Below are 18518 nucleotides of genomic sequence, written 5' to 3' on the forward strand. Positions count from 1 at the left end.
GGGAGGAACCGTGCCTACATTCTACGATCCCGTCGCCGACGCCGAGGAGGCATCGCAGGCGCTGCGCGGCCTGGCGCACGCCAGCCGCGACTTCACCCACCCCGAGGACGCCTACGGGGTGATTGGGGACCTGCTGGCCGGGGTGCGCTCGATGCAGCAGTCGATCCAGCAGCTCGCCACCCGCCACGCCCGCCATGACGGGCGCGCCTTCGACGATGCCGGAGACCCCGCCGCCGGTATCCGTGATGCCCGCCTGGCCGCCGGGGAGCTCTCCGAGGCCGCTGCCGCCCTGGACCGTGTCGAGGAGGGGCTTAACCGTGCCTCGCAGGCTGCCGGTCGCATCGCCTGGCACCCCGCCCCGCCCGCACCCGCCGAGACGGAGATGACCAGGGTTCAGGGGCCGGTGTCGCGGTGGGTGAACATCGTCTTCCTCCAGGGCGGTGAAGCCGATGCGGTGCTGTGGCTGATCGACTGTGACGGCCCGGACGCCGCGATCGAGCACCTGGCCGGCTTCGACTACGGCGAGGAGACCACGGACGCGGCCATGCTCAACGGCTACGTCTACGACACCCCACCGATCGGGGCGCTGGACAAGGAAGCACGCACGGGAGAGTACACGCTGACCTACAACCCGGACCTCGGCCACGTCGCCCTCTACCGCCACCACCAGATCGCGCCCGAGGACAGCCTCGACACCGACACCCCCGCACCGACCATGGACCCCGACATGGGCAGTGCCGGCGGTGCCGCCTCGGCCGGGACTGCGATGGGCGCGGCGGGTGCTGCCGCTGCGGCGCTCTCTGATCGCGGGGTACGCGCCACCGGACGAGAAGCGGGCAGTGCCGCCGGGCGTGGGCCGGTGAGCGAGGGGTCCTGGTTCGAGCATCCGGGCGTCGCGGCGGTCAAGCGTGACCGCGGCCTCGGCCTCTGACCCGACTACCTCCCGTGGTGCCGCCGCCCTGTGGGGTCGGCGGCACCGGCATGTCCGTGACCGGGCGGGTGGGGTGCACCTGCACCACATCCCCGTCGTTCTCGTGCCTGGGAGGCCATCATGTCCGCCGTCTACTATCCCGCCGCGTTCGCCACCGAGGCCGCCCGCAACCTGCGCCACCTCGCCGCGGACAGTGAACTGCAGGCCACGGGTCCCGGCACCGCCACACTGCTGGGCGACCTGCGCGATGCGGCCACGGCGATGCGGGAGGCGATCGACCGGATCGCCGTCGCCCACACCCTCCCCGGCGCCCCGGCCCTCGCACGGGATACCGGGCTGCAGATCGGTGACGAGCTCCATCAGGCCGGCACCGCACTGGAGGAGACCACGACCCGCCTGACCGGTGCCGTCACCGCCATCGAACACCCCACCACCGTTCCGAAGCACACGACGCGGCGTTCCCTGCGCGCGGGGAGGCAGGCGCGGGTCGCGCAGCCGGCAGGGTCGTGGTTCGACCCGCACCCCGCCGGGTCCAGCAGAGGTCAGGGGCGGGGGTTGGGACTGTGAGCGAGAAGGAACGCCTACATACCTCCGTGCTGGTCGCCCCGGCCACCGAGCGGCGACGGCTGCGGGCGCAGCGCCGCCAGGCCGCGGCCCGGTTGCAGGCCGAGCAGCGTCGCCGCGAGGTCGCGGAAGCGAAAGCCAAGGCCGAGGTCGAGCGGGCCGAGCGCAAGGCCACTCGGTATTTGCCCGCCGCCGGGGAGCCCGGCAAGCAAACGTTGCGGACGCCGGGCCGGTTCCGGCTGCCCCGCCACCAGGACACCTCCGCGACCCTGTCGGCCCAGTACCCGTTCCTCGCCGAGGGCGGCCTGGGCTCGGCGGGCGTGTTCGTCGGCCAGGACCTCTACTCCGGGGGCTCGTTCGTCTACGACCCGTGGGTGCTGTATCAGACCGGGGTCATCACCGCCCCGAACGTCGTGGTCGCAGGGATCGTCGGCAGCGGCAAATCCTCCCTCGCCAAGAGCCTGTACACGCGCAGCCTGCCGTTCGGGCGGCGGGTCTACGTTCCCGGTGACCCGAAAGGCGAGCACACTGAGATCGCCCGCGCCGTCGGCGGGCGGGCGATCCAGCTCGGCCACGGCCTGCCCACCCGCCTCAACCCCCTCGACGAGGGCTACCGCCCCTCCGGGCTCAGCGATGCGGAGTGGGAGACGACGGTCGCCTCCCGCCGCCGCGACCTGATCGGCGCGCTCACCGAGACCGTGCTGGCCAGGCCCATGTCGCCGCTGGAGCACACCGCGATCGACACCGCCCTCGCCGAAACGGTACGGGAGAACGAGGTGCCGATCCTGCCGATGATCGTCGACCACCTCCTGTCTCCCTCCCACGACCCTGACGGGCGGCTGGCCGAGGACGGCCGCATGGTCGGACACGCGCTGCGACGACTGGTGGCTGGGGACCTCTCCGGCCTGTTCGACGGCCCGTCGACGGAGGTGTTCGACCCGACCCTGCCGATGGTGTCCCTGGACCTGTCGCGAGTCACCGAGAACTCCACGCTGGTGTCGGTGTTGATGACGTGCTCCAGCGCGTGGATGGAATCGGCGCTGCTGGACCCGAACGGCGGGCAGCGCTGGTGCATCTACGACGAAGCCTGGCGCCTCATGTCCGAACCCGCGTTGCTCAAGCGCATGGATGCGCACTGGCGGCTGGCGAGGGCGTACGGGATCAGCAACATGCTCATCTTCCACAAGCTCACCGACCTGGAAAACGTCGGCGACCAGGGCTCGGCCATGCGCTCGCTCGCGAACTCCCTGCTCGCCAATGCGGAGTCCCGCATCATCTACCGGCAGGAATCCGACCAGCTGGGCACGACCGCGAAGACCCTTGGACTGACCGGCACCGAGCGCGAGCTGCTGCCGACGCTGGGCACCGGACAAGGGCTGTGGCGGATCAAGGAACGCTCCTTCGTCGTCCAGCACCAGCTCCACCCGGCCGAGTACGAGCTCTTCGACACCACCAGCCGCATGTCCGATCCCGGAAAAAACCAACCCCGCGTAGGGTAAGAATCCGCGTGATTCCGCGGATCTCCAGACGTTCTGACCTTGACTGTGGGGTCGCATGTTCGTTACAGATGCAACCGTACGAGCGATCGGATCGATCTTTGTCGAAGCGGTCGTGGAGGGCATGAGCGCTCCCTGTGCTCATCGCTTGTGAGCTTGCACGAGAGTGCGGGACGTAGCGCTCCAAGCAGTGGTGGCGAGGACCGCGCCGAGAATGCCGATACCGACGAGGACGAGAGCCACGGCGGGAAGGCCGATAGCGGCGCCGAGAACACCGGCGAGGGGGTACGTGATGAGGAAGCAGGCGTGGGACAGGGAGAACTGCGCGGCGAACACCGCGGCCCGATTCTCTTCCGTGCTGCCTCGCCGCAGCAGCCTGGCGGAGGGGGTGAGGATCGTGGAGGTTGCCGCCCCCATCAGCGCCCACACGCTCAGCAGCCCGACCCACTGGGGCGTGCCATCGGTCCAGGCGAGCACCCCGGCTCCGGCCAGGAGAAGGACGGGCAGGGCGATGCCGCCGGTGAGCATGACTCGCCGGTCCGAGACGGCTTCCAAGAGCTTGGGCATGGTCAGGGCCACGATCATGGAGCCGCCTCCGTAGGCGGCGAGCAGGAGCGCAGCATCGGACTGGGTGCGGCCCAGATCGCCCAGGACGAGGACAGTGGTGTTGACGATCACCATCGCCGTGGTCGTCGCCACGACGAGGTTCAGCGCCATCAGGCCCTGCAGCTCCCGGCTGGCCCAGAACGCACGGGCGCCGCGGGTGAGGCGATCGAAGAACGGCGCCGGAGCGGGAGCCTCGAAGCGAGGAAAGCGGGAGACAAGCACCAGGGTCGCAGAGGCAAGGAACCCGACCACGGTGCCAGCGAAGAGATTGTGGAAGCTGACGACCGTCAGTAAGGCGGCGGCGAGCATCGGGCTCACCAGCGACTCCAAGTCGTAGGCGAGCCGCGACAGCGACAGGGCACGTGTGTACTGTCCCTCGTCCGGGAGCACGGACGGGATCACGGCCTGAAACGCGGGCGTGAACGTCGCCGATGCGGACTGCAACAGGAAGATCAGCACATAGATCTGCCACACCTCGGTCACGAACGGCAGCGAGAGCGCGACCCCAGCCCGGATGAGATCGGTCCCGATGAGTAGTGGCTTTCTCTTGAGACGGGTGGTGAGTGCCGTCGTGAGGGGGGAGACGGCGACGTAGGCCACCATCTTGATCGTCATCGCCACACCCATCACCACGCCGGCGTCGCCGCCGGCGATTTCGAAGGCGAGCAGTCCGAGCGCGACGGTGAGCAGGCCCGTGCCCAGCAGCGCGATGACCTGCGCGCTGAACAGTTTCGCGTAGGTGGGATTGCGCAGGACAGCAAGCATGAGACGAGGCCTAACGAACGAGAGTTTGTGCGACGAACGGGCTACTACTGCCGGGGTGCGTGGTGGTGGGGCGGGATCTGCCCGTTCGCGACCGCGTGCTCGGCCTGCTTGATCGCCTCGACCACCAGGGCGACCGCGTGTTCGTCGGTGAGGCGGTAGAGCACGCTCGTGCCCTCCTGCCGGGTCGTGACCATCCGCGCCATCCGTAGTCGGGCCAGATGCTGCGACACCCCCGAGGGCTTCTTCCCGACCAGTTCCGCCAGCGCGTTCACCGGCAACTCGTCGGCCTGGCGCAGGGCCAGCACGATCCTGATCCGCGTCGGATCGGACAACAGTCCCAAGACCTCCGCGGCGAGATCGACGTATTCCGACGCGGGATCCATGCCGCACATCTGCTTATCTGCATCCATACGCAGATACTAACAGCGGCGTATGGGTGAGGGAACCCTGCCGTCGTGTGCTGGACGAGGCCCGGCAGCTGCGCCAGCAGCAGCCAGGATGAACGGTGCGGGTACGGGATTGTGCACCTGGCCGGCATGAGACGACATGCGAATCTCCCTGAGCCGGTGCCGGTGTCGATGCGCACCGTGATCCTCGATATCCACGCCGACGGGTCGATGACCGTGATGATCGACGGCACCGTGTATCCGCCCGACGACGACCAGCGGCCGTGGTCGCGGGCCGCGTTCCCGCAGATCATCGACCACGCCAGCCAGGAGCGTGCGGTGCCGGTGCGGGTGGAGGTGCACGAGGCCGACGGCACGAGCTTCACCGAACTCGTCGCCGCACAACCACGCCGCGCCGACCCTGCACCCGAGCCGGCCCCAAAGACGAGACGGCCCAAGGCGGTGCCGGCGCTGATCGAGGTCACCGGGGAGGGGTTCGTCGCCGGGGAGGACATCGCCTGCACCGTGCTCGTCTCCGACACCGACGCGGCCGGCGACGGCACTGCACGGGGGCTGCTCGATCCGCGACGGGTCGGGGATGCCGGAGAGGTGCTGCTGGTCGGGCGCGTCTCCGGCACGGTCGTGGCGCGCAGGCTGCGATGAGCGTCCCGCAGGGCCGCCAGAGCGGCAGTTTCGGCGACGAGCTGACCAACGCCGCGATGATCGGGCTGGTCGGACTGTTCGGCCTCGCCCTGATCCTGCGCGGCGCCGGATCGGTGGCCGCGTTCCTCACCGGCACCGACCAGCCCGCCGCTGGGCCCGCCTCCGGCATCTCGGTGCTGTTCCGGCCCGGTGATCCTGCCGCCGCGCTCGACGCGCCAGGGATGAGCGCGGTCGCCTACTGGGCCGTGACCGTCGTGCTGCTGGCCGGGCTGGTCGCCGGCGGCTGCTGGGTGTGGACGCGGCTGCGCCGTCACGCCCGCAAGACCGAGGTCGACCCGCACACAACCGCCGGAGTCGCGACCCGCCACGAGGTGGCCACGGTCGCCTCACCTACGGCGCTGCTCACCCGCGCCGGGAACTTGCGACCCTCTCTCTCCAAGCCGACCCCGGCGGATGTCGGCTACCGACTCGGGATGTGCCGGGGCCGGGAGGTGTGGGCCAGCGTCGAGGACTCGATCCTGCTCATCGGACCACCCCGCTCCGGCAAGGGCCTGCACGTGGTAATCCCCGCGATCCTCGACGCGCCGGGGGCGGTGATCGCCACCAGCACCCGCCCGGACAACCTCACCGCGACCCTGCGCGCGAGAGAGAAGCACGGCCCGGTCGCAGTGTTCGACCCCCAGCACCTGGCCGAGGGCGTCCCGGCGGGGATGCGCTGGTCGCCCGTGCGTGGCTGCGCCGACCCTCTCACCGCGATGATCCGCGCTACCGGCCTCGCCTCGGCCACCGGCCTGTCTGCCGGCGGGGTGGAGTCTGGCGGATTCTGGGAAGGCAAGACGAGGACTGCGCTGCAGGCTCTGCTGCACGCCGCTGCTCTTGATGGGCGTTCCCCGGCGGAGCTGTTCCGCTGGACCCTGGACCCCTCGGCTGCGGCGGAGGCCGTCGCGATCCTCACCAACAGCCCGGACGCGGCCACGGGGTGGGCGGACTCGCTGGAATCCATGATCGACGCCGACCCCAGGACCCGCGATTCGATCTGGCAGGGCGTCTCTCTGGCCCTCGGTGCTCTCGCTGACCCGCGGGTGCTCGATGCCGTCAGCCCCGGCCCCGGGGAGGAGTTCGACCCCGAAGCGTTCATCCGTGATCGGGGCACCCTGTTCCTCCTCGCGACCGGTGCTGGAGCCGGAGCCTCCGCAGCACTGGTCGCCGCGTTGGTGGAGGATCTCGTGGAGACCGCCCGGCGGATCGCGGCACGCTCACCCGGAGCCCGTCTCGACCCGCCACTGCTGCTGGCGTTGGATGAGATCGGCAACCTCGCCCCGCTGCCGTCGTTGCCGACGCTGATGGCCGAGGGCGGTGGCACCGGAATCACCTGTTTGCCCGTGCTCCAGTCTCTCGCGCAGGCGCGCGACAAGTGGTCGGAGAACCAGGCCGGCGCGATCTGGGACGCCTCCATCGTGAAGATTCTTCTCGGCGGGGCTTCGAACAGCAAAGACCTTCAAGACCTGTCCACGTTGATCGGTGAACGTGATGAGTACACCGACTCGATCACCCTCGGTGATCACGGCACTCGCCAGAACCAGCGCTCCGTGCGCAGGGTCGCGATCTTCCCGCCCGACCGGTTGCGGACCCTCCCGTTCGGCACCGCGGTGACCCTGCTGCGTGCGGCCCCGCCGATCGTCACCGATCTGCGCGCCTGGCCCGCTCGCGCCGACGCCGACCAGCTCAAGACCGACCGGGCCGAGATCGAGGCGCTGCTGCGCCGCCCCGACCCGCCTCGGTAGGTCCGGGACAGCTCGTGTGCACCTGCCTGTCACGACGGCCGCCACGACAGGTGGCCGCATCAGGAAGACAGGAGCAGCACGATGGCCGAGCACGAGAACCCAGGAACCGGCCCCGAGACCCAGCCCGAGCAGGGCGCGGATGTCCGCGAGTCCTTCAAGGGACGCATCAAGTCCGAGCCGACGCTGGGCACCACTCAGAAGGGCAAAGCGGCGTTCTACGCGAAGGTCGAGCAGCGTCATTGGGACTACGAGGACGACGGCACCTACACCCGTCTGCCGAACACCTACCACGACCTCGTCGCCTACAAGGGCGTCGCCGTGCGCGCCTACAAGCAACTCGCCAAGAACGACTTCTTCATCGCCGAGGGGCGCATGGAGGACTACCAGTCCAAGAGCACCGGCGAGACGAAGCAGCGGTTCGTCGCGACCGCGCTCGGTCACGACATGGCCCGCACCACCTACGAGGTCGACCGCACCCCGCGCCGCGAACAGGCCCAGCGACCCACCGTCGAACGTGACGCAGCCCAGCAGTCCGCCGGTTCCGGTGTTCCCGAGCAGCCGGAACGGCAGGTGGCGCAGCAGCAGACGCCTGCCGCGTTCGCCGCGCCCGAGTACCGGCCCGACCGGCAGTCGCCGGACATGGGCCTGTGAGCACCGAGGAGTCCCGATCATGACCGACGACCGCGACCACGAGACCCCCGGTGAGCCCGCCGTGGAGGAGCTGCCCGAGGACGAGCTCGACCTCGACGACGAGGGGATGCTCGAAGACGAGGACGAGGAGGACCCCGGCCCGCCGCACCCAGTGAACTGGTACCTGCTGCGCGCCGACGAACTCGAAAAGGAGTGGTACGCCCTGAACCGGTGGGTCGAGACGACACGCCGCACCTACGGGCTGCCCGCCAGCGTCATCCCACCGTTCTGGCACCGCCACGACGAACTCGTCTGGGAGCTCTCAGCGCTGCATCTGCACTGGCTGTGTGCCTACCACCCCGAGCAGAACGGCAGTGCCCCGTTCGGGTGGCATCGCGACTTCGCCGACGCCCGCGCCAGGCTGCGCGAATGGGTCGCCGCCTCCGGTACCCGCCTGGACCGCGACCGGCCAACCAGGCAGACGACCTGGCCCGGCGAGGACCCCGCCGACCCGGTCGAGGACGTGTTCGTCGCCGACCGCGATGCCGACTTCGTCGAGTACGTCGCCGCACGAGTCGCCGAACGCCGCGCCGCCGAGGACGCCTTCTTCGCAGGCGCCGATCCGCGCACCGGGGAACTGCGATGAGTACCGCAGCTCAGCAGACGAGCGCCGAGCTCTCGCGGCTCCAGGAGCTGGGGCGAGAGCTCGGCGCGTCGTTCCTACCGCCGACTGACCGTCAGGGCGCAGCGGTCAGGACGATTCTGGTCGCCTCCATTGATATGTCTCGGGAACCGAGAACCGAGGAGTGATCTTGATCCGTGCCGGATCAAAGCGGCCGCCCATGGTCTTGGCCTTCTCGATCCGGATGTCGAGCAGCATCTTGAGCATGCGGCGCTTCTCGACCAGGTCGAGAGCTTCCCATGCGGCATCCAGATCCTTCGTCTGGATCAGTGCGAGGAGTTGCCTGTCGGCGACCGGGGGAACGGCGGCTTTCGCGGCACGTTCGATCTCGGGCTTGAGGCGTTCCTCGACATCGGCCAGCATCGTCATGCTGATCCGGCCCTGTGCATACTCGCCCGCTGCGTCGGCGAGGCGCCTGCGCAGTGCTGCGACATGGTCCTGGGCTTCGCGGACCCGCTCGTTCCAGTTGTCGTCCGGGCCCAGAATGACCGCTAGGCTCTCAGGCTTGGACAGCCAACCAAGTAGTGCGCCGGTGACGTAAGCGTCCGTGTAGGGAATGTCGATACTGACCTTCCGGCACCCCACTTTCCCGCAGATGTAGTTGTCTCGAGGCATCCCAGTCCGCTTGCGATCCACGGCACCATGAATGCGCACCAAGGGGTGCGAACAGAAGCCGCACCTGGCAATGAATGACAGCAGCCACCTGGGGTGACTATGGTTGCCTTCCTCCACGTACCGAGTACGGCGAGCCCGGTCCGCAAGGATCTGGTTGACCTTCTCCCACTTTTCGACCGGAACGATCGCCGGCCAGTCCGCTTCACCGATGACCTCGCCCTGATACATGCGCAGGCCCGCAATCGTTGGACTCTTGATGAGTTGGCGCAGGGTTGAGCTCATCCAACCTCGCGACTGGTCGGACGTCGGCTTCATCGGGGTCGGCACCCCCGCGCGATTCAGGCGAGTCACGATGTTGTTGATCGAGACCCCGTCCAGAATCTCATCGACGGCCGTGATGATGATCGAGGCCTTTCCCGGGTCGATCTCCTGACGAACCAGCGCACGCGTCTGCTCGTCATACACCCTGCGGTACCCGTAGGGGAGCCGACCGTGTGGGCGACCCTTCTGCGCGTTGAGCCGCACAGTGCGCAGCTGCCGGTCCCGGATCACCGCGGCGTCCTTCTCCGCAGTGAGGAACTCCAGCCCCATCATGAAGCTGTCGTCATGGCGGGAAAAGTCATAGACCCGGCCCTTCGTCAGGTAGAGCACACCGGCTTCCTGACAAGCCGCACGCAGTTGCACGTACGCCAGTAGCTCACGTCCGGCGCGGGAGGGCTCCCACGTCACGAACGCGTCATACTTCTTGGAGGCGATCAGGTGGAGAGCCTCCTCGAACCCCTCACGCTCGCGGGTGCGCCACTTCGATGCAGATCGATTGGCATCGGTGATGACCCTGCCGACATTCCACGTCTGCTGCGCGCACCAGGCGCGGCAGTCCGTCTCCTGATCGTCGGTCGAGCGCATGAGGTAGTGACGATCCATCGAGGCTCGCGTGTATATGAGAGCCTTGATCTCGGAAGCCGGTGGTCGGGTGGGTAGTCGAGTCTCCATGACAGACAGGTGCTCCTCTTGCATCTGCCATCTAGCTGCTGGGTGAGCCGACGAACGACCTCGACACCGACATGCTCGCGGCGATGGAGGACCTCCTCGACACCTGGCCGGGCACGATCATCGTCGTCTCGCACGACCGCTACTTGCTCGAGCGTGTGACCGACCAGCAGTACGCCGTGATTGACGGTGGGTTGCGCCATCTGCCGGGTGGCGTTGACCAGTATCTGTCGCTGCGCGATGCCGGCGCAGGCAAGCCGATGACGGCCTCGGCGTCGAACCCCGCGCAGGCGAGCGCAATCACCGGATCCGCCACGTCGGGCCTGTCGGGTGCCGAACTGCGCGCGGCCGAGAAGGAACTCGCGTCACTCGAGCGCCGCATCGAACGATTGCAGCAGCAGTCGACGGATGCGCGGGCCAAGCTCGCCGACCTCGACCAGTCGAACTACGAGTTGCTCGCGGCGGAGATGGCCGCCATCACCTCGCTCGACGACGAGGCTGCCGCCCTCGAGGAACGCTGGCTCGAGCTCTCCGACACCCTCGACTAACCCGTTGAGGGGGTTGAGTGGTCAGTTTTTGTAGTTCTGGCGGTGCCAGAACTACAAAAACTGACCACTCAACCCCCTTCGCGCGCTCGTTAGGAGCGGACTAGACGACGGATCGCCTCGGTGGCTTCCTCGATTTTTTCGGTGGCGGCCTCGTCACTCAGCTTCGCGGCGTCGAGCACGCAGTGCTTCAGGTGGTCATCGAGGAGGCCGGTGGCAACGCCCTGAAGGGCGCGGGTGAGGGCCGAAACCTGCGTGAGGATGTCGATGCAGTACTTTTCGTCATCGATCATCTTCGCGATGCCGCGGGCCTGCCCCTCGATGCGCTTCATGCGGCTGAGGTAGCGGCCCTTGTCGCTGATGTAGCCGTGGTGGTGCTCGCGGGAGTCGATTTCGACTGACATGGCTGGTCCTTCACTCTGTCGTTCCGGTAGGAACGAATACTGACTTCGAGGGTAGGGGTTACTTCGAGGCGACGCTCTTGAAGGCACGCAGGCGAAGGCTGTTGCCGACGACGAAGACGCTCGAGAACGCCATCGCCGCACCCGCGAGCATCGGGTTGAGCATGCCGAGCGCTGCGAGCGGAATCGCGGCGACGTTGTAAGCGAAGGCCCAGAACAGGTTCGTCTTGATCGTGCCGAGCGTCTTGCGCGAGAGGCGGATGGCGTCGACCGCGGCCCGCAGGTCGCCACGCACGAGCGTGATGTCGGAGGCCTCGATCGCGACGTCGGTGCCGGTGCCCATCGCGAGGCCCAGGTCGGCCTGCGCGAGCGCCGGGGCGTCGTTCACACCGTCCCCGACCATCGCGACGACCTTGCCCTCACCCTGCAGGCGGGTGACGACGTCGACCTTGTCCTTCGGCAGTACCTCGGAAATGACGTCGTCGATGCCAACCTCGGCGGCAATCTGGCGGGCCACCACCTCGTTGTCACCGGTGAGCAGCACTGGCGTCAGCCCAAGCGCCTTGAGCCCGCGGATCGCCTCCGCGCTCGTCGGCTTGACGGTGTCGGCGACTACGAGTAGGCCGCGAGCCTGCCCATCCCAGCCGATCGCGACGACGGTCTTGCCCTCGTCTTCGGCTCGCGCCTTCGCCTCCGCGAGCTGCGGCGACAGCTGCTGTGCCCAGTCGGCGAGCAGCGACTCGCGGCCGATCACGACGGCGGTGCCGTCGACGATGCCCTGCACGCCCTTGCCTTCGACGTTCGCGAAGTCCTCGGGCGTCGGCAGCTGACCGACCTCCTGTGTCGCGCCCTTGGCGATCGCCTGGGCGATCGGGTGCTCCGAGGAGTCTTCGAGCGCGCCCGCGAACCGCAGTAGTTCCGCGCGGTCGACGCCTGGCTCGGTGATGACCTCGGTGAGCGTCATCTTGCCGCTCGTGACGGTGCCCGTCTTGTCGAGCACGACCGTGTCGACCTTGCGAGTCGATTCGAGTACCTCAGGGCCTTTGATGAGGATGCCCAGTTGGGCGCCACGGCCCGTGCCGACGAGCAGCGCGGTCGGGGTCGCGAGCCCCAGGGCGCACGGGCAGGCAATGACGAGCACCGCAACCGCGGCGGTGAAGGCCGCGGCAATGGGGTGGCCACCGACGAGCCAGGCTGCAAGCGTGGCGATGGCGATCACGATGACGATCGGCACGAAGACGCCCGAGATTCTGTCGGCGAGCCGCTGTACTTCGGCCTTACCCGTCTGCGCGTCCTCGACCAGCTTCGCCATCTGGGCGAGCTGCGTGTCAGAACCGACGCGGGTGGCGCGCACCACGAGGCGACCGCCGGCGTTGACCGTCGCGCCGGTCACCGGGTCGCCGGGGCGAACCTCGACCGGCACGGACTCGCCCGTGAGCATCGACGCGTCGACCGCGGATGCGCCCGAAGTCACGACGCCGTCGGTCGCGATCTTTTCGCCCGGGCGAACGACAAACTCATCGCCGACGGCGAGCTCGTTCGTCGGAATCTTCACCTCGACGCCGTCACGCAGCACCGCGACGTCCTTCGCGCCGAGCTCAAGCAGGGCGCGGAGCGCGGCACCGGCCTGGCGCTTCGAACGCTTCTCGAAGTAGCGGCCGGCGACGATGAACATGGTCACGCCCGCGCCGACCTCGAGGTAGATGTTCGCCGCGCCGTCGGACGGGGCAATTGTGAACTCGAACGCGTGCGTCATCCCAGGCATGCCGGCAGTACCGAAGAAGAGGGCATAGACCGACCAGAGCAGCGCGGCCAAGGTGCCCATCGAAATGAGCGTGTCCATCGTCGCGGCGCCGTGCTTGAGGTTGATCCACGCGGCCTTATGGAACGGCCAGGCCGCCCAGATGATCACCGGCGCCGCGAGGGTCAGCGAGAGCCACTGCCAGTACGGGAACTGCAGCGCGGGAATCATTGCCATCGCGATCACGGGAACCGTCAACACGACCGAGCCGATCAGGCGGTGCCGAAGCGAGGTGAGCTCGCGATCTTCCTCGGTCTCGCTGTCGCCGCCTTCAGGAGTCCCCCTGGGGTTCTTCGGCTTCGGCAGGGTTGCCGTGTAGCCGGTCTTCTCGACCTCGGCGACCAGCAGTGCAGGGTCGTAGTCGGGCGGCACTGTGACCTTGGCCTTCTCAGTGGCGTAGTTGACCGTGGCAGCAACGCCATCGAGCTTGTTCAGCTTCCGCTCGATCCGGTTCGCGCAGGAAGCACAGGTCATGCCGCCGATTTCGAGTTCGATAGCCGGGCCTCCCGTGGTGGGAGCTGATGTGCTCATCCTCTTCCTACTTTCTCAGCTTTCGTACGACGACCGGCTCGAGGGGCTGTGGCCAGAACGCGAACGGTCGGGCTGCGCGCGTCGTCGCTCGCGAGCTTTCCTGACGCGTACGTTAGACGCGCACCGCCGAGTAGCCGGCCTCCTCGACCGCAGCGAGCACCTTCGCGTCGTCGATGTCGCCATCGGCGGTAACGCTGAGCTTGCCGGTCTGGGCGCTGACCTGGATGTCCTTGATGCCAGGGATCTCACTGACCTCTTCGCGAACCGACAGTTCGCAGTGGCCGCAGGTCATACCGGTTACCTGGTAGTCATTCGAAGTCATTGGAGTTCCTCCTCGCGTTTCGATACCCCCACTGGGTACCTGCTCGAGTCCAACCATATACCCCCAGCGGGTATTCCGCGACGCGTCAAAAACCTTGCACGGCCCCCACTTCTGAAGGGGGTTGAGTGGTCGGTTTTTGTAGTTCTGGCGGTGCCAAAACTACAAAAACCGACCACTCAACCCCCTCAGCCGTAGTGGTGGCGGTAGCGGGCCGCGGCGGCCGGATGGAGCGGCACCGGCGCCGTGTCGATGAGGTTCGCCGAAGTGAGGTATTGCACGCCGACCGAGCCCGCGGGCACGAGGCGCTCCGCATCGGCGATGAGCACGTCGACGAGCCCGGCGGCGACCTCGTCCGCGAGGTCGGGCCTCGCGAGCAGGTAGTTCGGCGTCCCCACTGTCGGGGTCTCGGCCGAGCTCCCGTACGCGCCCGACGGCAGCGCGGTCGCCAAGTAACTGCCCGGATGCTGCTCATCGAGCCCGGGCAGCGCATCCGTCAACTCGACAAATCGCACGCCCGGCGACGCCGTGAGCTCACTAATCACCGGCGCGGGAATGCCGCTCGACCAGAACAGCGCGTCGATCTCCCCCGCCACGAGCGCATCGCTCGCCGCTTGGATGCCAAGCTCAACCTCGTCGACCGCGTCGTCACCCTCGCGCAGACCCGCTACCTCGAGAATCAGTCGCGCGGTGTAGGCCGCGCCCGAGCTCGGTGCACCAACGCCCACACGGTGCCCGCGCAGATCAGCGAGCGCGACGATGTCGCTGTCGTGGCGCACGACGCACTGCAGATAGTTCTGATAGACGCGGCCAATGGCGACGAGGTCGTCGTCGCGCGAGGCCACCGAGTCGGCGAGGGCGATGCCGAGGTCGGCGCGGCCCGACACGAGCTGTTCAAGGTTGTCGAAGCTCCCCTTTGTCGCGCGTACCTCGAGCTCAGCAACCCCTGCCCTCGCGGCGGCATCCCGCAGCAGCGCGCCGAACTGCAAGTAAGTTCCGCCTGCCTCACCGCTCGCCATCGCGAGCGGCGTCGCCTCGCGCCGCCGGCCACACCCGCTTACGCCGAGCAGCGCGACGGTGCCGACCGCCACGAGAAATCCGCGTCTCGTCAGCCCGCTCACTGCGGCACCACCTCGACGCGCACGAGGAGACCGCCCGCGGCAGATCGGAGTACACGCATCTCACCATCGTGCGCGAGCGCGAGTTGGCGCACGATCGCGAGCCCGAGTCCGGTCCCGGGCAAGCCACGATGGCGATCGGACCGCCAGAAGCGGTTACCGGCCTGCGCGAGATCGTCGGTCTCGAGCCCGGTGCCATCGTCACCTACCTCGAGCACGGTGCTGCCCGCTTCGTCGCGCAGCGACACGGTCACGGTCGGCGCCCCGCCCGCGTACTTCGCCGCGTTCTCGAGCAGAATCTCGGTGATCTCGACGAGGTCGCCGAACGCGCCGAGCACCGGAACGCGCTCCCCCGCGATTGCTCGGATGCGCAGCCCGTCCGGCGCGTGCGCAGCTGCGACCACCTCGGCCGCGTTCGCCCGATCGGTGAGGTCGAGCTGCTGGGTCATGCTCGTCGGCGCCTCGCCGCTCGCGGCCGCCGTCGCGCGGTGCGAGGCATTCGCGAGCACGAGCATCCGGTCAACGATGTGCTCGAGACGATCGAGGTCGCCGTCAACGGCGCGCGTCTCTTCGCTCGGCGGCAGGCCGTCGATGCGCAGCCGAATGGCCGCGAGCGGGTTACGAAGCTGGTGCGAGGCCTCGGCGACGAAGCCGCGCTGCTGCTCGAGCGCATCCTCGACGCTGCCGGCCATGCGGGCGAACGAGCGCGCGAGCCGGCGCAGTTCGGGCGGCCCAGACCGCTCGGGCAGGCTCACGGCCCGATGTTCTTCAATCGCGTGCGTTGCCCGGTCGAGCGCGTGCACGGGCCGCAAGATCCAGTTCGTCCAGCGGTAGAGCGCGAGCAGCAGCGCGCCGAGCAGCACGAAACCGATCATTGTGATGAGCGCCCATGACGTCGTCACGTCGGTGCGGGCCTCGACGAGATTCGTCTCGACGACGACGGCACCGGCGGTCACGCCCGGGAGCCCCTCGAAGGGCGCTGCAAGCAGCGCCGTCGAATCGCTCCAGGGGCGGATGGTCGGGATCGTCAGCCGGGGCACGGAACGGCCCGCCGACAGCGCGAGCGTCGTGACGTCGTCGCGGTGCGTGTCGAGGCCACCGGAGTCGGCCAGCACGACACCGCGGCCGTCAATGACGGCAACGGCATCGCCATAGGTTTCGGCGAAGCGGTCAAGGTAGCTCTGGAGTTGGCCCGTATCGCCCGCCGTCACCGCGATTTCGGCTCGGCTGACGATCTCGTTCATCGCCGCCATGCGCTGCAGCGTCGCCTCGTGGGTGCGCGTCACGGCGATTCCATGGCCGGCCGTCACAAGAATCACGATCACCGTGATGAGGCCCAGAAGCACCGAGGGGATGAGCACCCGACGCCTCACGGCGCCGCCTCAAAGCGATAGCCGAAGCCGCGCAGGGTGGTGATGGTGCCGGGCGGCAGCTTCTGTCGCAACTGCGCGAGGTGCACGTCAACTGCGCGCGAACTCGTGGGATACTCGGGACCCCACACCCCGCGCACGAGCTCGGGCCGACTCACGGCCGCACCCACGTTGCGCGCAAGTTCCGCCAGCAGCGAGAACTCCGTCGGCGTCAGCGAGATTTCCGCGCCGTCGACCGTGGCGCTCCGCGCGCCGAGATCGACCGCGACCGAGCCCGCGCGAATCTCCTGCGCATCCGGCTGCCGCTGCACGTAGCGACGGCGCACCGCCTCGATGCGGGCGAGCAGTTCATGCACGCGCACCGGCTTGATTAGGTAGTCGTCGGCGCCCCGACGCAGCGCGACCACGGTCGAGCGCTCGTCGCCTCGCGCCGTGACGACGATCACCGACACCTCGCTGCGCGATCGCAGCAGTCGCAACGCCTCAAGCCCATCCATGTCGTCGAGGCCGAGGTCGAGCAGCACCACGTCGGCGCCCTGATAGCTCTGGAGGAGTCCGGCGCCGGAGGTCACGTGCGCGCACTGATGCTCGGCCCGCTGGAGCACCGCGGTGAGCGCGGCCGCGACCGAGGCGTCATCCTCAACCACCAGCACTCGCATGAGTGTCATCTTATGCGGCACCAGCACTCGGCGAGTGCGTGTTAAGGCCCCGTAAGGATTCCCGGCGGGCCGTTCTGCGCCTCGATACGGTAGCCAAGCGCCACCGTGGACGCAGATGTCGACGGTGGCGCAAGACCCGCACAACCCCGCATCCGATAGGACACGCATGTCGACGACAACCGCGCCCGCAGCATCGCTGCGGCGATCTATCTCCAATACCCTGAAGGGTTCGACCGGCAATCTTGTCGAGTGGTACGACGTCTACGTCTACTCAGTGTTCGCGACCTACTTCGAGTCACAGTTCTTCGATGCCGACGACAAGAACTCGACCATCTACGTGTGGGCCATCTTCGCGGTGACCTTCCTCATGCGCCCGATCGGCTCGTGGTTCTTTGGTCGCTATGCCGACCGTCACGGCCGCAAGCAAGCACTCACCGTGTCGGTGACGATCATGGCGATCTGTTCGTTTGCCGTGGCGATCACCCCGACCGCCGAGACGATCGGCATCGGCGCCGCGGTCATCCTCATTCTTTGCCGCCTGCTGCAGGGCTTCGCCACCGGTGGCGAGTACGGCACGAGCGCGACCTATATGTCCGAGGCCGCGATTCCCGGCCGCCGCGGTTTCCTCTCGTCGTTCCACTACGTCACCCTCGTCGGTGGCCACGTGCTCGCACAGACGACGCTGCTCATCATGGTGCTCACGCTCGACACCCAGGCGATCTCCGAGTGGGGCTGGCGCATCGCGTTCGGCATCGGCGGCGTCGCCGCGCTCGTCGTGTTCTGGCTGCGTCGCACCATGGACGAGTCGCTCTCGGCCGAGGTCATCGCCGAAACGAAGGCGGGCGGTGCAAAGGCCTCGGGCTCGATGCGCGAGCTGCTCGTGAACCAGTGGCGCCCGCTGCTGCTCTGCTTCCTCGTCACCATGGGTGGCACGGTCGCGTTCTACACCTACTCGGTTACCGGGCCAGCGATCGTGAAGTCGGCGTTCGCCGGCGACGACGTCATCACGGGCACCGTCATCAACCTCATCGCCCTGACGATCCTGATGCTGCTGCAGCCGCTCGGCGGCTGGATCTCCGACATCATCGGTCGCAAGACACTGCTCGTGTTCTTCGGCATCGGCGGCGTGCTCTACACGTGGGTGCTGCTCACCCTGCTGCCGCAGCAGACGAGCGCATTCACGGCCTTCGCGATTCTCGTCGGTGGCTTCGTCATCCTTACCGGCTACACCTCGATCAACGCGGTCGTGAAGGCCGAGCTGTTCCCGTCGCACATCCGCGCGCTTGGCGTCGGCTTTGGCTACGCCATGGCGAACTCGATCTTCGGCGGCACGGCGCCCGTGCTCTACCAGGCGGCCGGCGCGGCCGAGCAGGTACCGATATTCATCGTCTACGTGACGGCCGTCATCGCCGCCTCGCTCGTCGTCTACGTCTTCTTCCTCAAGAACCACGGTCGCACCTGGCTCGACCACGAGCAGGAGCTCCACGCCGAGGCCGACGGCCACACCCTGGAGCGCCAGCCCAGCTAACGCCCCCTCCGGTCGCCCCTAGCAGTTGAGTGGTCGTTTTTTGTAGTTCTGGCACCGCCAGAACTACAAAAAACGACCACTCAACTGCATTCGGGATTGACTTGGATAGTTGTAACTGCAAGTGTTTGGGGTGT

The 18518-nt window shown here is 67.9% G+C and carries 17 protein-coding genes and 1 pseudogene; 9 read left to right on the forward strand and 9 right to left on the reverse strand.

Annotated elements, in window-relative coordinates; translation table 11 throughout:
* The first annotated feature begins 10 nt into the window (after positions 1–10).
* The 3 genes from EJL01_RS03750 (at position 11) to EJL01_RS03760 (ending at position 2994) form a co-directional block, all read left to right on the forward strand.
* Positions 11–931, forward strand: coding sequence for a hypothetical protein (locus EJL01_RS03750; protein WP_006213374.1), 921 nt, complete (start codon positions 11–13; stop codon positions 929–931).
* Positions 932–1051: 120 nt separating this feature from the next.
* On the forward strand, positions 1052–1498 hold the full coding sequence (locus EJL01_RS03755; RefSeq protein WP_006213375.1) for a hypothetical protein: 447 nt from the start codon (positions 1052–1054) through the stop codon (positions 1496–1498).
* On the forward strand, positions 1495–2994 hold the full coding sequence (locus tag EJL01_RS03760) for a TraC family protein (protein WP_006213376.1): 1500 nt from the start codon (positions 1495–1497) through the stop codon (positions 2992–2994). The genes EJL01_RS03755 and EJL01_RS03760 overlap by 4 nt, the downstream gene beginning before the upstream one ends.
* 138 nt (positions 2995–3132) lie before the next feature.
* Here the strand turns inward: EJL01_RS03760 and EJL01_RS03765 are convergent, their stop codons facing one another.
* Complete coding sequence (locus tag EJL01_RS03765; protein WP_006213377.1) at positions 3133–4362, reverse strand: MFS transporter; 1230 nt, start codon at positions 4360–4362, stop codon at positions 3133–3135.
* A 44-nt stretch (positions 4363–4406) separates the two neighbouring features.
* Positions 4407–4772, reverse strand: coding sequence for an ArsR/SmtB family transcription factor (locus tag EJL01_RS03770; protein WP_197464170.1), 366 nt, complete (start codon positions 4770–4772; stop codon positions 4407–4409).
* A 168-nt stretch (positions 4773–4940) separates the two neighbouring features.
* Here EJL01_RS03770 and EJL01_RS03775 point away from each other — a divergent pair, with 168 nt between their 5' ends.
* The 4 genes from EJL01_RS03775 (at position 4941) to EJL01_RS03790 (ending at position 8471) form a co-directional block, all read left to right on the forward strand.
* Complete coding sequence (locus EJL01_RS03775; protein WP_231882187.1) at positions 4941–5411, forward strand: hypothetical protein; 471 nt, start codon at positions 4941–4943, stop codon at positions 5409–5411.
* A complete protein-coding gene (locus EJL01_RS03780; protein ID WP_063249311.1) occupies positions 5408–7195 on the forward strand; it encodes a type IV secretory system conjugative DNA transfer family protein in 1788 nt (595 codons plus the stop codon). The genes EJL01_RS03775 and EJL01_RS03780 overlap by 4 nt, the downstream gene beginning before the upstream one ends.
* An 81-nt stretch (positions 7196–7276) precedes the next feature.
* A complete protein-coding gene (locus EJL01_RS03785; RefSeq protein ID WP_006213381.1) occupies positions 7277–7846 on the forward strand; it encodes a single-stranded DNA-binding protein in 570 nt (189 codons plus the stop codon).
* A gap of 19 nt (positions 7847–7865) precedes the next feature.
* Positions 7866–8471, forward strand: coding sequence for a hypothetical protein (locus tag EJL01_RS03790; protein ID WP_006213382.1), 606 nt, complete (start codon positions 7866–7868; stop codon positions 8469–8471).
* Between the two features lie 105 nt (positions 8472–8576).
* On the opposite strand, the gene EJL01_RS03795 is transcribed toward EJL01_RS03790, so the two are convergent.
* Positions 8577–10139 (reverse strand): recombinase family protein, encoded by a 1563-nt coding sequence (locus EJL01_RS03795; protein ID WP_081609408.1) that lies wholly within the window; start codon positions 10137–10139, stop codon positions 8577–8579.
* Positions 10140–10150: 11 nt separating this feature from the next.
* Between EJL01_RS03795 and EJL01_RS03800 the strand changes: the two are divergent.
* Positions 10151–10660 (forward strand): annotated as a pseudogene (locus EJL01_RS03800) (ABC transporter ATP-binding protein); the annotation flags it as partial.
* A gap of 89 nt (positions 10661–10749) precedes the next feature.
* Here EJL01_RS03800 and EJL01_RS03805 read toward each other — a convergent pair.
* From EJL01_RS03805 to EJL01_RS03830, 6 genes are all read right to left on the reverse strand, one after another.
* Positions 10750–11061 carry a metal-sensitive transcriptional regulator gene (locus EJL01_RS03805; RefSeq protein WP_125106315.1) on the reverse strand — a complete coding sequence of 104 codons (312 nt, stop codon included), beginning with the start codon at positions 11059–11061 and terminating at the stop codon, positions 10750–10752.
* Between the two features lie 58 nt (positions 11062–11119).
* Positions 11120–13390 carry a heavy metal translocating P-type ATPase gene (locus EJL01_RS03810; protein ID WP_125106316.1) on the reverse strand — a complete coding sequence of 757 codons (2271 nt, stop codon included), beginning with the start codon at positions 13388–13390 and terminating at the stop codon, positions 11120–11122.
* A gap of 112 nt (positions 13391–13502) precedes the next feature.
* Positions 13503–13712 carry a heavy-metal-associated domain-containing protein gene (locus EJL01_RS03815; RefSeq protein ID WP_125106317.1) on the reverse strand — a complete coding sequence of 70 codons (210 nt, stop codon included), beginning with the start codon at positions 13710–13712 and terminating at the stop codon, positions 13503–13505.
* A gap of 185 nt (positions 13713–13897) precedes the next feature.
* Positions 13898–14800, reverse strand: a complete 903-nt coding sequence (locus tag EJL01_RS03820; protein WP_164509705.1) for a TAXI family TRAP transporter solute-binding subunit — start codon at positions 14798–14800, stop codon at positions 13898–13900.
* A gap of 26 nt (positions 14801–14826) precedes the next feature.
* Positions 14827–16200 (reverse strand): sensor histidine kinase, encoded by a 1374-nt coding sequence (locus tag EJL01_RS03825; RefSeq protein WP_125106319.1) that lies wholly within the window; start codon positions 16198–16200, stop codon positions 14827–14829.
* Positions 16197–16856 (reverse strand): response regulator transcription factor, encoded by a 660-nt coding sequence (locus EJL01_RS03830; protein ID WP_125106320.1) that lies wholly within the window; start codon positions 16854–16856, stop codon positions 16197–16199. Before EJL01_RS03830 ends, EJL01_RS03825 begins: the two co-directional genes overlap by 4 nt.
* A gap of 166 nt (positions 16857–17022) precedes the next feature.
* Between EJL01_RS03830 and EJL01_RS03835 the strand changes: the two genes are divergently transcribed.
* Positions 17023–18384 (forward strand): MFS transporter, encoded by a 1362-nt coding sequence (locus tag EJL01_RS03835; protein ID WP_125106321.1) that lies wholly within the window; start codon positions 17023–17025, stop codon positions 18382–18384.
* Positions 18385–18518: the final 134 nt, after the last annotated feature.

The organism is Gulosibacter massiliensis (assembly GCF_900626105.1).
GTDB classification, from domain to species: domain Bacteria; phylum Actinomycetota; class Actinomycetes; order Actinomycetales; family Microbacteriaceae; genus Gulosibacter; species Gulosibacter sediminis.